Origin of the sequence: Variovorax defluvii (genome assembly GCF_039541515.1) — a bacterium.
Lineage (GTDB): Bacteria > Pseudomonadota > Gammaproteobacteria > Burkholderiales > Burkholderiaceae_C > Variovorax > Variovorax defluvii.
Genome location: NZ_BAABGJ010000010.1, coordinates 31,262 through 44,486, shown reverse-complemented (window position 1 = coordinate 44,486; position 13,225 = coordinate 31,262). Strand labels below are relative to the sequence as shown.

14 protein-coding genes are annotated in these 13,225 nt (G+C 68.8%); 3 read left to right on the top strand and 11 right to left on the bottom strand.

All coding sequences use genetic code 11. The annotated features are described in order from the left end of the window. Window positions 1-7 precede the first annotated feature (7 nt). The 10 genes from ABEA07_RS06440 to hpaR form a co-directional block, all read right to left on the bottom strand. Window positions 8-1,003, bottom strand: coding sequence for a Bug family tripartite tricarboxylate transporter substrate binding protein (locus tag ABEA07_RS06440; RefSeq protein WP_345536640.1), 996 nt, complete (start codon window positions 1,001-1,003; stop codon window positions 8-10). A 24-nt stretch (window positions 1,004-1,027) separates the two neighbouring features. Beyond that, complete coding sequence (ilvD, locus tag ABEA07_RS06435; protein WP_345536639.1) at window positions 1,028-2,752, bottom strand: dihydroxy-acid dehydratase; 1,725 nt, start codon at window positions 2,750-2,752, stop codon at window positions 1,028-1,030. 12 nt (window positions 2,753-2,764) lie between these two features. Beyond that, a complete protein-coding gene (locus ABEA07_RS06430; RefSeq protein ID WP_345536638.1) occupies window positions 2,765-3,574 on the bottom strand; it encodes an aldolase/citrate lyase family protein in 810 nt (269 codons plus the stop codon). Between the two features lie 12 nt (window positions 3,575-3,586). After that, window positions 3,587-4,390 carry a 2-oxo-hept-4-ene-1,7-dioate hydratase gene (gene hpaH / locus ABEA07_RS06425; protein ID WP_345536637.1) on the bottom strand — a complete coding sequence of 268 codons (804 nt, stop codon included), beginning with the start codon at window positions 4,388-4,390 and terminating at the stop codon, window positions 3,587-3,589. A 1-nt stretch (window position 4,391) separates the two neighbouring features. After that, window positions 4,392-4,799 carry a 5-carboxymethyl-2-hydroxymuconate Delta-isomerase gene (locus ABEA07_RS06420; protein ID WP_345536635.1) on the bottom strand — a complete coding sequence of 136 codons (408 nt, stop codon included), beginning with the start codon at window positions 4,797-4,799 and terminating at the stop codon, window positions 4,392-4,394. Window positions 4,800-4,823: 24 nt separating this feature from the next. Continuing rightward, on the bottom strand, window positions 4,824-5,693 hold the full coding sequence (hpaD, locus tag ABEA07_RS06415; protein WP_345536634.1) for a 3,4-dihydroxyphenylacetate 2,3-dioxygenase: 870 nt from the start codon (window positions 5,691-5,693) through the stop codon (window positions 4,824-4,826). Window positions 5,694-5,809: 116 nt separating this feature from the next. Next, window positions 5,810-7,270 carry a 5-carboxymethyl-2-hydroxymuconate semialdehyde dehydrogenase gene (hpaE, locus tag ABEA07_RS06410; protein ID WP_345536633.1) on the bottom strand — a complete coding sequence of 487 codons (1,461 nt, stop codon included), beginning with the start codon at window positions 7,268-7,270 and terminating at the stop codon, window positions 5,810-5,812. A 49-nt stretch (window positions 7,271-7,319) separates the two neighbouring features. Continuing rightward, on the bottom strand, window positions 7,320-8,072 hold the full coding sequence (locus tag ABEA07_RS06405) for a fumarylacetoacetate hydrolase family protein (protein WP_345536632.1): 753 nt from the start codon (window positions 8,070-8,072) through the stop codon (window positions 7,320-7,322). Further along, window positions 8,069-8,692 (bottom strand): fumarylacetoacetate hydrolase family protein, encoded by a 624-nt coding sequence (locus ABEA07_RS06400; RefSeq protein ID WP_345536631.1) that lies wholly within the window; start codon window positions 8,690-8,692, stop codon window positions 8,069-8,071. The genes ABEA07_RS06405 and ABEA07_RS06400 overlap by 4 nt, the downstream gene beginning before the upstream one ends. After that, on the bottom strand, window positions 8,689-9,120 hold the full coding sequence (gene hpaR, locus ABEA07_RS06395; RefSeq protein WP_345536630.1) for a homoprotocatechuate degradation operon regulator HpaR: 432 nt from the start codon (window positions 9,118-9,120) through the stop codon (window positions 8,689-8,691). The genes ABEA07_RS06400 and hpaR overlap by 4 nt, the downstream gene beginning before the upstream one ends. Before the next feature lie 116 nt (window positions 9,121-9,236). Between hpaR and radA the strand changes: the two genes are divergently transcribed. Further along, window positions 9,237-10,634 carry a DNA repair protein RadA gene (gene radA / locus ABEA07_RS06390; RefSeq protein ID WP_345536629.1) on the top strand — a complete coding sequence of 466 codons (1,398 nt, stop codon included), beginning with the start codon at window positions 9,237-9,239 and terminating at the stop codon, window positions 10,632-10,634. Window positions 10,635-10,656: 22 nt separating this feature from the next. Beyond that, the gene (locus ABEA07_RS06385; RefSeq protein ID WP_345536628.1) at window positions 10,657-11,145 is read left to right on the top strand and encodes a glycerate kinase; all 489 of its coding nucleotides are present in this window, start codon (window positions 10,657-10,659) and stop codon (window positions 11,143-11,145) included. A 25-nt stretch (window positions 11,146-11,170) separates the two neighbouring features. Here ABEA07_RS06385 and ABEA07_RS06380 read toward each other — a convergent pair whose 3' ends face one another. Then, the gene (locus tag ABEA07_RS06380; RefSeq protein WP_345536627.1) at window positions 11,171-12,163 is read right to left on the bottom strand and encodes a recombination-associated protein RdgC; all 993 of its coding nucleotides are present in this window, start codon (window positions 12,161-12,163) and stop codon (window positions 11,171-11,173) included. A gap of 120 nt (window positions 12,164-12,283) precedes the next feature. On the opposite strand from ABEA07_RS06380, the gene ABEA07_RS06375 reads away from it, so the two are divergent. Further along, window positions 12,284-13,222, top strand: a complete 939-nt coding sequence (locus ABEA07_RS06375) for a branched-chain amino acid transaminase (protein ID WP_345536626.1) — start codon at window positions 12,284-12,286, stop codon at window positions 13,220-13,222. Window positions 13,223-13,225 lie beyond the last annotated feature (3 nt).

Below are 13,225 nucleotides of genomic sequence, written 5' to 3'. Positions count from 1 at the left end.
TTCATGTCTATCCCTCAGCGGTGAAGCCGATCTGCTTCACGATGGGGGCCCATTTCGCAGTGTCTTTCTTGAGCAGGTCGGCAAGCTCGGCCGGCGAGGAGGACATCGCCTCCAGGCCGAAGGTGGCGAGGCCGTCGATCACGTCCTTCTGCGCCAGCGCGGTCTTCATTGCCGCATTGGCGCGCGCGACCACTTCGGGCGAGGCCTTGGCCGGCAGCAGGAAGGCGAACCACTCGCTGTGCGTCACGTTCTTGATGCCCTGTTCCTCGAAGGTCGGCACGTCGGGCGCAAAGCGGCTGCGCTTGGCGCCGGAGACACCGAGGATGCGCACCTTGCCCGAGGCCAGGTGCTGCGTGATGTCGCCGATCGGGCCCGACACGGCCGCCACGTTGCCGCCCAGCAGGTCCAGCATCGCCGGTTGCGTGCCGCGGTAGGCCGCATGCTTGAGCTCCACGCCCCCGTTCTTGCCGAGCAGCGCGCCGATGAAGTGCGGCGTGGAGCCGGCCGCCGGCGAGCCGAAGTTGGCACCGTCGGCGTTGGTCTTCGCCCAGGCCAGGAATTCGGGCACCGACTTCACCGAGGCCGGCACCGCCGGCCCCACCGCGAAGCCGAAGTCGAACTGGCAGGCCACCGTGACCGGCGTGAGGTCCACCGCCGGGTCATAGGGCAGCTTCTTGTAGATGTGCGGGTAGATGGTGAGGATGGAGGTGGGCGTCTGCAGGAGGGTCGCGCCGTCGGCCGGCTGGCCCTTGACGTAGCTCACCGCGATCTGGCCGCCTGCGCCGGTGCGGTTTTCCACCACCACGGCCTTGCCGTAGTCGGGCTGCAGCCGGGTGGCGACGCGCCGGCACAGCGTGTCCGAGGTGCCGCCGGCGGCGAAGCCGGTGATCAGGCGGGCGGTCTCGAAGGGCTGCTGGGCCTGGGCGAATGCATGCTGGCCGAGGCTCGCCAGCAAGGCCGAGGCCCCGGTGGTCTGCAGCAGGTGGCGGCGTGTGAAAGTCATGATGGAATGTCTCCGTTGAGGGCTTCAGGACTCGTCGCGCAGCCAGGTGACGGCGCCCGAGTGGGTCACGGCGCCCTGATGGCTGGGGCGCACGGTGAGCGCGTATTTTTCCAGCAAGCCTGTGTGCCGTACCCCCGTGTTTGCCTGACGTTGCGCGAGCCTCGCCGCGATCTCGGCGGCGTCGAGATCGACGGTGATGCTGCGCGCCTCCGCCCGCGCGTCGATGGCCACGATGTCACCGTCGCGCAGCGCCGCGATGGGCCCGCCGTCCGCCGCCTCGGGGCCCGCGTAGCCGATGCACAGGCCCCGCGTCGCGCCCGAGAAGCGGCCGTCGGTCAGCAGTGCCACCCTGTCCCCCATGCCCTGGCCGTAGAGCAGCGCGGTGATGCCCAGCATCTCGCGCATGCCGGGGCTGCCTTTGGGGCCCTCGTTGCGGATCACGATCACGTCGCCGGCCTGGTAGCGACGGTTCTGCACCGCCGTCTGCGCTTCTTCCTCCGATTCGAAGACCCGCACCGGACCGCGATGCACCAGCGTCTTGAGGCCTGCGGTCTTGAGCAGCGCGCCGTCGGGGCACAGGTTGCCCTTGAGCACCGCCAGCCCGCCGTCGCGCGTGATGGGATCGCCGGCGCGGCGCACCACTTCGCCATCAGGGGCGGGCGCATCGGCCACTTCCTCGGCCAGCGTGCGGCCGGTGAAGGTGAGCGCGTCGCCGTGCAGGAAGCCTTGCTCGAGCAGCGTGCGCAGGATCACGCCGGCACCGCCGATATAGAACACGTCGCGCGCCAGGTACCTGCCGCCTGGCCGCAGGTCGGCGATGAGCGGCGTGCGCGCGAACACCTCGGCCACGTCGTCGAGGTGGAACTTGATGCCCGCCTCGTGCGCGATGGCCGGCAGGTGCAGCGCCGCATTGGTGGAGCCGCCGGTGGCGGACACCACCGCGCAGGCGTTCTCCAGCGCCTGGCGCGTCAGGATGTCTCGCGGCAGCGGGCCCTCCCCCATCACCGCCTTCATCAACTGCCGGGCGGCACGGCGCATCAGCGGCGCGCGCTCGCTGAACACGGCCGGCACCATGCTGGAGCCGATCGGCGCCAGGCCCAGCGCCTCGGACACCATGCCCATGGTGTTGGCGGTGAACTGGCCGGCGCAGGCGCCGGCGGTGGGCAGGCAGGCGCGGCTCATCGCCTCCAGCTCTTGCGGCGTGGCGTCGCCGGCCAGCACCTTGCCGATGGTCTCGTAGGTGTCGACCACGTTCAGGTCGCGGCCCTGCGGCCCGGGCATCTGGCCCGGCAGCGCGGAGCCGCCGTGCACGAACACGCTGGGCACGTTGCAGCGGACCATGCCCATCATCAGGCCCGGCAGGTTCTTGTCGCAGGCGCCGATGGCGAAGATCCCGTCCCACTGGTGGCCGCGGGTGGAGGCCTCCACGCTGTCGGCGATCAGTTCACGCGAGATCAGCGAGAAGCGCATGCCGGAATGGGCCATGGTCAGGCCGTCGCTCACCGACACCACCGGGCATTCGTGCGGCGTGCCGCCGCCGGCATAGATGCCGGTCTTGGCATGCTGCGCCTGCTCGCGCAGGTTGAGGTTGCAGGGGCTCATCTCGCCGCCTGTGTGGAACACGCCGACATGCGGCCGCGCGATGTCCTCGTCGTCCTGGCCCAGTGCATGCAGGAAGCTGCGCGTGGTGGCGCGGATGGTGCCCTCGCGGATGGTCGCGGAGCGGAAGCGCTTGGGGTCTTGGCTCATACCGTCGTGGTCTCAGTAGGTGCCGCCGGAAGGCGCGGCCCTGGCCGCCGTCTTGAAGCGGGCCGCCAGGCTGCTGGTGGCGCGCACGAGCAGGTTCGTGTCGAGCCCGACCGCGACGAAGAGGGCGCCCATGTCCAGGTACTTCTGCGCCAGCGTTTCGTCCGGCGTCAGGATGCCGGCAGCCTTGCCGGCGCGGCCGATGCGCGCGATCGCATCCTCGATCGCGGCTTGCACCTCCGGATGGCCGGCGTTGCCAACGTGGCCCATCGAGGCCGACAGGTCCGCCGGGCCGATGAAGACGCCATCCACGCCCTCGACCGCCGCGATCGCCTCCAGGTTGGCGAGGGCCTCGCGCGTCTCGGCCTGCACCAGAAGGCAGACCTGCGCGTTGGCTTCGTTCGCGTAGGCCGGGTAGCGGCCCCAGCGCGAGGCCCGCGCGCCACCCATGCCGCGGATGCCCTGCGGCGGGTAGCGCATCGCACGCACGAGGGCCTGCGCCTGGGCCGCCGTGTCGACCATCGGCACCAGGAGGGTCTGCACGCCCAGGTCCAGGTACTGCTTGATCAGCGCGGTGCCGGCGTCGCCGTGGCCCAGCGGCACGCGCGCGATCGCGTTCACGCCCGGGTACGCCGCGATGGCCTGCGCCTGTTCCAGCACGCTGCGCAGGCCGTTGGGCGAATGCTCGCCGTCGATCAGCAGCCAGTCGAAGCCGGCGCCGGCGCAGATCTCGGTGCTGTAGGCATCGGCCAGGCCGAGCCAGAGGCCGATCTGGGCGCGTTGGGCGGCCAGGGCCTGCTTGAAGGGGTTCGCAGGGGTTTGCATGTGTGCTCCTGTTCAGACGAATCGAAATGCAATGGAGCCCAGGGGGCCGTAGTCGGCGTGAAAGGTATCGCCAGGCGTGGCCGTGGTCGGCCGTGTGAACGAGCCGCTCAGCACCACCTCGCCGGCCTCCAGGCATTCGCCCCAGGGCGCCAGCTTGTTCGCCAGCCAGGCCACGCCCGTCGCCGGGTGGTTGAGCACGGCGGCGGCGAGGCCGGATTCCTCGATCACGCCGTTCTTGTAGAGCAGGGCCCCGACCCAGCGCAGGTCCACCGCGTCGGGCTTGACCGGGCGGCCGCCGGTCACGATGCCGGCATTGGCCGCGTTGTCGGCGATGGTGTCGAAGACCTTGCGCATCGCGCCTGTCTCGCGGTCGAACTGCTCGATGCGCGCGTCGATGATCTCGATGGCCGGCACCACGTAGTCGGTGGCCGCCAGCACGTCGAAGAGGCTGACGTGGGGCCCCTGCAGCCGCTTGCCGAGCACGAAGGCCAGCTCGACCTCGACGCGCGGCGCGATGAAGCGGGCGAAGGGAATGTCGCCGCCCTGCTCGAAGAACATGTCGTCCAGCAGCGTGCCGTAGTCGGGCTCGGTGATCTGGCTGGCCTGCTGCATCGCGCGCGAGGTGAGGCCGATCTTGTGGCCCTTGACCAGCCGGCCCTCGGCCAGCTTGGCTTTCACCCATTCGCGCGAGATGGCGTAGCCGTCCTCGATCGTCATCTCGGGGTGGCGCATCGAGAAGTGCCTCAGCTGTACGCGCGTCTTCTCGCTCTCGCGCAGCTCGGCCGCGAGTTGCTGGATCAGCTTCTTGTCGAGCATGTCATGGCTTCTGGAATAGAGGATGCAGATTTCCGCACTTGCCGTCGTACACCTGGCCGGGGCTTTCGTCGATCTGCAGCGTGATGCCGACATGGCGCTTCGCCAGCAGCGGTGCCATCTGCTGTCTCAGGCGCTCGAGCAGCGCATCGCCGATGCGTTGCTTCAAGCCGTCGGAGCGTCCCGCCGCGATGCGCAGGTTGAGGTAGATGAAGCCGTGGTCGCCCGAGCCGTCGGCTACCGCGTAATGCGCGGCCGGGTAGGCGAGCACGCGCGTGCCGCCGGTGGGGAACACCTGGCGCTCCTGCTCGTCGCGTTGCGCGAGCATGGTGTCGGCCATCGCGCGGCACAGGGCCGGCAGGTCGGCGTCGGCTTCGACGTTGGGCGTGTAGAGGATGACGAGATGGGGCATGAGCTGGACTCCCTGCGTGCTTCTTCAGGCCTCGGCAGGCAGGGGCGTCACCGGGAAGATCGCGTTGATCTGCCCCGTGCCCGAGCTGCCGAAGTAGGGCGTGATGATTTCCACCGGCGCCGTGTAGCGGTCCCAGCCCAGCAGGCCCAGCAGCATCGCGGTGTCGTGCATGTCGCCTTCGCCCCAGCACTTCTCGGCGTACATGGGCAGCATGCCGACGAAGGTCTTCCACTCGCCGGCTTCCCAGAGCTGGACCACGCGGCGGTCCACCTGTTCGAGGAAGGGGTCGTAGACCTTGTGCATGAACTCCGGCGCGCGGCCGTTGTCCGCGAAGTGGTGCGAGAGCGAGCCGCTGGCGAATACCGCCACCGTGCCCTCGTAGCGCTGCTCGATGGCCCGCCGCACCGCCAGGCCGAAGCGGCCCGACTCGCGAAGGTCGTGCCAGTCGCACCAGCCGCTGATGCTGATCACCTTGTAGTGCTGGTCGGCGTTCATGTAGCGCATCGGCACCAGGGTGCCGTACGCCAGCTCCAGCGTGGTGTCGCTGTGGGCGCGGGTCTTCACGCCCATCTCGTTGGCCACGTCCGCGATCAGGTGCCCCAGCGCCGGATTGCCCGGGTAGGCATAGGGCATGTTCTTGATGAAGTGCGGCAGCTCGTTGCTGGTGTAGGTGCCGCCGAATTCGGGGCCGCAGTTGATGTGGTATTCGCTGTTGACCTGCCAGTGCACGTCGAAGACCACGAGGGTGTCCACGCCCAGTGCCCGGCAGCGGCGGTCGATCTCCTTGTGGCCGTTGATCGCGGCCTCGCGGCAACCGAAGTTCGGGCCGGGGAACTCCGACAGGTACATCGAGGGCACGTGCGTGATCTTGGCGGCGAGTGCGAGCTGGCCCATGTCCTATATCTCCTTCGACTCGATATGGCACCACCCGTCGATCGACGACGTGAGCCCTCCCCTCGAGGGGAGGGTTGGGTGGGGGGAGCCTGTTGCGCCCCGAAGGGGAACGGCAGTCATGCCGTTCCCCAGTGCGGGATGTGGTGCGAGCCCAGAGACACGGCCACGTTCTTCGGCTCGCAGAAAACTTCGTAGCTCCAGGTGCCGCCCTCGCGGCCGGTGCCCGAGGCCTTGGTGCCGCCGAAGGGCTGGCGCAGGTCGCGCACGTTCTGGCTGTTGACGAAGCACATGCCGGCTTCGACGGCGGCCGCCACGCGGTGGGCCTTCCCGATGTTCTCGGTCCAGACGTAGCTCGACAGGCCGTAGGGGATGTCGTTGGCCAGGCGGATCGCGTCGGCCTCGTCCTTGAAGGGGATCAGGCAGGCCACGGGGCCGAAGATCTCGTCCTGCGCGATCTTCATGCGGTTGTCGACGTCGGCGAAGACGGTGGGCGCCACGTAGTTGCCCTTCCTCACGCGCTCGGGCAGGGGCGGCACCTCGAGGCCGCCGCACAGCAGCGTCGCGCCTTCCTTCGGCCCGAGCTCGATGTAGCTGCGCACCTTCGCCAGGTGGGCCTGGGAGATCATCGGGCCGACGATGGTCTTCTCGTCGAGCGGGTCTCCGACGACGATGCGCTTCGCGCGCTCGGCGAATTTCGCGGCGAAGCCGGCGTAGATGTTCTGCTGCACCAGGATGCGCGAGCCGGCGGTGCAGCGTTCGCCGTTGTTGCTGAAGATCATGAACACGGCCGCGTCGAGCGCGCGCTCGAGGTCGGCGTCGTCGAAGACCACGAAGGGGCTCTTGCCGCCCAGCTCCATGCTGAATTTCTTGAGGCCCGCGCGCTGGACGATGCGGTTGCCGGTGGCGGTGGAGCCCGTGAAGGAGATGGCCCGCACGTCGGGGTGCGCCACCAACGGCTCGCCGGCCTCCTTGCCGTAGCCGTGCACCAGGTTCAGAACGCCGGGCGGAATGCCCGCTTCCAGGGCCAGATCGCCCAGGCGCGCGGCGGTCAGCGGCGAGAGCTCGCTCATCTTCAGTACCGCGGTGTTGCCGAAGGCCAGGCAGGGCGCGACCTTCCATGTGGCGGTCATGAAGGGCACGTTCCACGGGGAGATGAGCGCGCACACGCCCACCGGGTGGAACAGGGTGTAGTTCAGGTGCGTGGGCGTGGGGTAGGTGTGGCCGTCGACGCGCGTGCACATCTCGGCGAAGTAGTAGAAGTTGTCGGCCGCGCGCGGCACCAGTTGCTTGCCGGTCTGGCCGATGACCTGGCCGCAGTCGTCGGTCTCGGTGCGCGAGAGCTCGGGCACGTTCTTCGCGATCAGGTCGCCCAGCCTGCGGATCAGCCTGGCGCGCTCGGGTGCGGGCGTGCCGGCCCACTTGGGAAAAGCCTCCTTGGCGGCCGCGACGGCGGCATGGACTTCGGCCTCGCCGCCGGAGGCAACCTCGGCCAGCACTTCCTGGGTGGCCGGGTTGAAGGTCTCGAAGTAGTCGGTGCCGGCGACGGGCTTGCCGCCGATGAGGTGATCGATCTTCATGGGTCTTTCGATTCAGCTGGATGTCGCGCGCCGGGCCGTTTGCACCGGCTCAGCCCGCGACGATGGTGTTGCTCAGCGCGCCGATGCCCTCGATCTCCGTCACGACCACGTCGCCGGGGCGGCAGTCGGCCACGCCGTCGGGCGTGCCGGTGAGGATCAGGTCGCCGGGCGACAAGGTCATGAAACGCGTGAAGTACTCGATCAGGAAGGGCACGTCGAAGATCATGTCGCGCGTGTTGCCCGACTGCGTGAGCTTGCCGTTGACAGTGGTGCGCAGGTCCAGGGCCATCGGGTCGGGCACGTCCTGCGCGTCGACCAGCCAGGGGCCGATCGGCGTGCAGGTGTCGCGGTTCTTCACGCGCAGGTTGGGGCGGTACCAGTTCTCCAGGTAGTCGCGGATCGCGTAGTCGTTGGCCACCGTGTAGCCGCCGATGAAGTCATAGGCGTCGTCGCGGTGCACGCGGCGCGCGGTCTTGCCCACCACGATCACCAGCTCGCATTCGTAGTGCATGAAGGACACGTCGGCCGGGCGCCGCGTGCGCTGGCGGTGGCCGATGAGCGTGCCCTGGCCCTTGACGAAGACCAGCGGTTCCTCGGGCGCCTTGAACGCCAGTTCTTTCGCGTGGTCGGCGTAGTTGAGGCCGAGCGCGAGGATGGTGCGCGGGCGCGGCGTGGGGGCCAGCGGCGGCAGCCACAGGACCTCGTCGCAGCCGGCCGTGCGGCCATCGGCCAGCAGGAGGCAGCCGTCGCGCTCGGTCGCGGCCTGCTCGACGCCTTCGAAGACGATGCGTGCGTGCTTCATGCGCCTTCCCCCACCAGCGTGTTGGACAGGGTCTCGAAGCCGGGTGCGGCGACCTCGATGCGGTCGCCCGGCCGGGCGAGCGGCCGGCCGGCATCGCAGCCGAGCATCAGCACGTCGCCGTGCGCCAAAGTCATGAACTCGGTCACGTCGGCCAGGAGCTGCGAGGCGTTGCGTACCAGTTGTGAGAAGTCGACCGACTGGCGCAGCGCGCCGTTGATGCGCACTTCCAGCCTGAACTCGGCCGGGTCCGCCACCTCCTGCGCGTCGCGCATCGCGGGGCCGATGCCGAGGAAGCCGTCGACGCACTTGTACTTGACCGGCGGGCGGAAGAAGCTGGCATGCGGGATCGACAGGTCGTTCATCGGCACGAAGCCTTCGACGTCGCCGTCCGCGCCGATCACCATCGCGACGGTGGCGCCGACCTCGATCGCCGGCACCCCGGCCGGCACCGTGACGGCGCAGCCGTGCGGGCTCCAGGTGTTGGCCGTCTTGACGTACAGCACGGGGGCCTTCGGCGCGGCCTTGTAGGGCGGCTGGCTCATCTGCGGCGCGAGGGCCTCCAGTTCCGCGCGGAAGTTCAAAAGCACGCCGTAGACGGTGCCGGTGGGCAGGAAGCTCATGGTTGCTCCAGTTCGATCACTTGGTCTAGCAGCGTGTAGAGCTGCGCCAGCTTCTGCTTGCCGAGCGACTTCTCCATCCAGGCGTAGTGCGCTTCGATCGATTGCGAGAGGCTCTCGACCATGCGCATGCCCCGGGGCGTGGCCTCGACCACGGTGCGGCGCTGGTCGGAAGGGTCGCGGTAGCGGCGGATCAGGCCGTCGCGCTCCATGCGGTTGAGCACGCCGGTGAGGCTGGGGCCGAGGATGTAGGCCTCGCGCGCGACGCGCCCGGTCTCGACCAGGCCGTGTTCGCCCAGCACCCGCAGCACGCGCCATTGCTGGTCGCTCAGCCCATGCTCGCGCAGGCTGGGCCGGGTGTGGGCCATGACGGCTTCGCGCGCTTGCAGGAGCAGGCGGGGCAGGTTGCGATGGACGAAGGCGGTGCTCATGGTCGGAAATCAGAGGCTCGATTATTTAACATGTTAAATTTTTGGCAAGCCCTTGACGGAGGGTGAATGCGCCGGGTTTTCCCTGAGGCCGCCCGAGCCCTCCCTACACTCGGGCGATGGCCAAGGAAAAAAACATCTTCGTCTGCTCCGATTGCGGCGGCACCAGTCCCAAGTGGCTGGGCCGATGTCCCAGCTGCGGTGCCTGGAACACGCTGGTCGAGCAGGTGGCTGCGCCCGCTGCCGCCGGCGGCGGCAACAACCGCTTCGGCACCGCCTATGCCTCGCTGGCCGGCGCCGCCGACCTGGCCGTGCTGTCGGAGATCGAGGCCAGCGAGGTCGCGCGCACCCCGACCGGGCTGGACGAGCTGGACCGCGTGCTGGGCGGCGGCATCGTGGCCGGTGGCGTCACGCTGATCGGCGGCGATCCGGGCATCGGCAAATCGACGCTGCTGCTGCAGGCGGCCGATGCGCTGCAGCGCGCCGGCCAGAACGCGCTCTACGTCACCGGCGAGGAAAGCGGCGCGCAGGTGGCGCTGCGCTCGCGCCGGCTCGGACTGGAGCGGTCGCAGGTGCAGGTACTGGCCGAGATCCAGCTCGAGAAGATCCTGGCCACGCTGGACGCGCACCGGCCCGCGATCGCGGTGATCGACTCGATCCAGACCATCTATTCCGACCAGCTCACCTCCGCCCCCGGTTCGGTCGCGCAGGTGCGAGAGTGCGCCGCGCATCTCACGCGCTTCGCCAAGGCCAGCGGCACGGCGGTGGTGCTCGTGGGCCACGTGACCAAGGAAGGCGCGCTCGCCGGCCCACGCGTGCTGGAGCACATGGTCGACACGGTGCTGTACTTCGAAGGCGACACGCATTCCAGCTTCCGTCTCGTGCGCGCCATCAAGAACCGCTTCGGCGCCGTCAACGAGATCGGCGTGTTCGCGATGACGGAGCGTGGCCTCAAGGGCGTGGCCAATCCGAGCGCGATCTTTCTCAGCCAGCATGCCGAGCCGGTGCCCGGCAGCGTGGTGCTGGTCACGCTGGAGGGGACGCGGCCGATGCTGGTGGAGATCCAGGCACTGGTCGACAACGGCGGGCCCAGCCCGCGCCGCCTCTCGGTGGGCCTGGAGCGCGATCGCCTGGCGATGCTGCTGGCGGTGCTGCACCGGCATGCGGGCGTGGCCTGCATGGACCAGGACGTGTTCGTCAACGCGGTGGGTGGCGTGCGCATCACCGAGCCCGCGGCCGACCTCGCGGTGATGCTGGCCATCACCTCCAGTTTGCGCGGCAAGCCGCTGCCCAAGGGCTTCATCGCCTTCGGCGAAGTGGGCCTGGCGGGCGAGGTGCGGCCGGCGCCGCGCGGGCAGGAGCGCCTGCGCGAGGCGGCCAAGCTGGGCTTCAGCGTGGCGGTGGTGCCCAAGGCCAATGCGCCTCGCAAGGGTGCGAAGGAGATCGAGGGGCTGGCCATCCATCCGGTCGAGCGCATCGAGGAAGCCATGGACGTGGTGCGCCAGCTGTCGCAATGACTCGCGCTGCGACCGGGCGACAATGCACCCCATGAATTTCGGCAAAGTCTTTGTGCCCATCGCGGGCGTTCTGCTGGTCATCGGCGCCTATCGCGCGTACGGCTGGCCGGGCGTCGCCTTCGCCGGCGGCGCGATCGTCATGTTCCTGCTGATGCACTTCAATCGGACCATGCAGGTTCTCAAGCGCGCGGCCGACCGGCCCGTGGGCTACGTGGCCAGCGCCGTGATGCTCAACGCCAAGCTCAAGCCCAAGGTGAATCTGCTGCACGTGATCGCGATGACGCGCGCGCTGGGCGAGCTGCGCACGCCCAAGGATGCGCAGCCCGAGGTGTTCCGCTGGACCGACAACGGAGGGTCCTGGGTGGATGCCACCTTCGTCAATGGCAAGCTGACCGAATGGACGCTGGTGCGGCCGCAGGCGCTGGAAGAAGACGCCGCGCCGCCGGCCGACGCGCCGGCCGCCGATGCGGTGAAGCCGGGCGCGGCCGATGCGCTGCGTCCGCCGGTCTAGTTCAAAAGCTCAGAAGTCCAGAAGCTCAGAACGGCGCCGATTCGTCGGCCAGTTCCTCGGCCACGGGCGCGGCGGCCTTCGCTGTCGTCGCTGCCGGCGCTTCCGCAGGCGCCGCGCCGAGTTGCATCTCCCCGCCCAGCGCCGCGATCAGCTCGGGCATGAGCTGGCCCAGCTCGCCGGTCGCGATCGCCGCGTCGGCGTCGAAGTTGTCTTCCTTGGCCGAGCCGGGCGCACCTTCGTCCGTGCCTTCGAGGAAGTTGATCTTCCGCAGTTGCAGGCCCTCGGTCAGTTCGAAGGACACGCGGTCGTCCCAGGTCATGGCCAGGCGCGTGGGCCGCTTGCCGTCGGCGATGTGCTGGCGCACCTCCTCGATGTCCAGCGGGTGCTTGGCGTAGCGCACCACCGCCTTCGATTCGTCGGTGGCCTTGAGCTCGCATTCGCGGTCGATCGTGAAACCGGCCGGCGGCTCCTGCGTCGACAGCCAGTCGGCCATGGCGACCGCCGGCTCCACCTGCGTGTTGACCAGCGCCACGCCGAAGCCGTCCAGTGCCTTCACCAGGCTGGTCACGACCTCGTCGGCGCGCTGCGCGTTGCTGGCATTCACCACCAGCCGGTGCGCGGCCGGGTCGATCCAGACCGCGATGCGCACGTGGCGCGTGAAGGCCAGCGGCAACAGTTCGAGCGTGATGTCGTCCTTGAGGACTTTCAATTCCTTCTTGCCCGGCTTGCGGCCGGTGGTGGCCTCGATCTGCGCGGCCCGCTCCTCGACCTTGCGGCGCACCACCGAGCCGGGCAGCGTCTTGCTCTCGATCATGTACTCGAGCAGCCACTGGCCGCCGACGGACTCGACCAGCGGGCCGTGCGCCTGGCCGCGCGGCTCCACCCAGCCGGCGGCCTTTTCCTGCGAGGGGCTGCAGGGCACGAAGCGGGCGCCGTCCAGGCGCTGTTCCACCTCGGTCAGCGGCTGCGACCAGCCTGCTTCGATGCGATAGACGATGACGTTCTTGAAGACGGACACGAGAAGAGATCCCTTTTCCTGGCAGTTGGCAAAGCCGTGCATTGTCGGCGGGACGGCGCCGGGGCGCGCCGTAAAATCGAAAGCTTTTGCGACTTCCCTTTCCCCAGAGGACAAAAAGACATGAGCGCGCTGCCCCCCGCACTGGACGACCGCGACGGCAAGATCTGGATGGACGGAGACCTCGTGGAGTGGCGCGAAGCCAAGATCCACGTGCTCTCCCACACGCTGCACTACGGGTGCGGGGCCTTCGAGGGCGTGCGGGCCTACAAGACGGACGGCGGCACCGCGATCTTCCGCCTGGCCGAGCACACCGAACGCCTGTTCAACAGCGCCAAGATCCTGCGCATGAAGATCCCCTTCTCGCCGGAGCAGCTCAACGAGGCCCAGAAGCAGGTGGTGCGCGCCAACAAGCTGGAGAGCTGCTACCTGCGGCCGCTGGTGTGGATCGGTTCCGAGAAGCTGGGCGTGAGCCCCAAGGGCAACCGCATCCACGCCATGGTCGCTGCCTGGGCCTGGGGCGCCTACCTCGGCGACGAAGGCCTTAAGCGCGGCATCCGCGTCAAGACCTCGAGCTACACGCGCCACCACGTCAACATCACGATGACGCAGGCCAAGGCGGTGAGCAACTACAGCAACTCCATCCTCGCCAACATGGAGGCGGTGGACGACGGCTACGACGAGGCGCTGCTGCTCGATGCCGCCGGCTTCGTCTCCGAAGGCGCGGGCGAGAACATCTTCGTGGTCAAGAACGGAGTCGTCTACACGCCCGACCTGTCGGCCGGCGCGCTCAACGGCATCACCCGCAACACCATCCTGCACATCTGCAAGGACCTGGGCATCGAGGTCGTTCAAAAGCGCATCACCCGCGACGAGGTCTACATCGCCGAGGAAGCCTTCTTCACCGGCACCGCGGCCGAGGTCACGCCCATCCGCGAACTCGACCGCATCGAGATCGGCCAGGGCTCGCGCGGACCCGTCACCGAGAAGATCCAGAGCGCCTTCTTCGACATCGTGAACGGCCGCAATCCCAAGTACGCCCACTGGCTCACCAAGGTCTGAGTA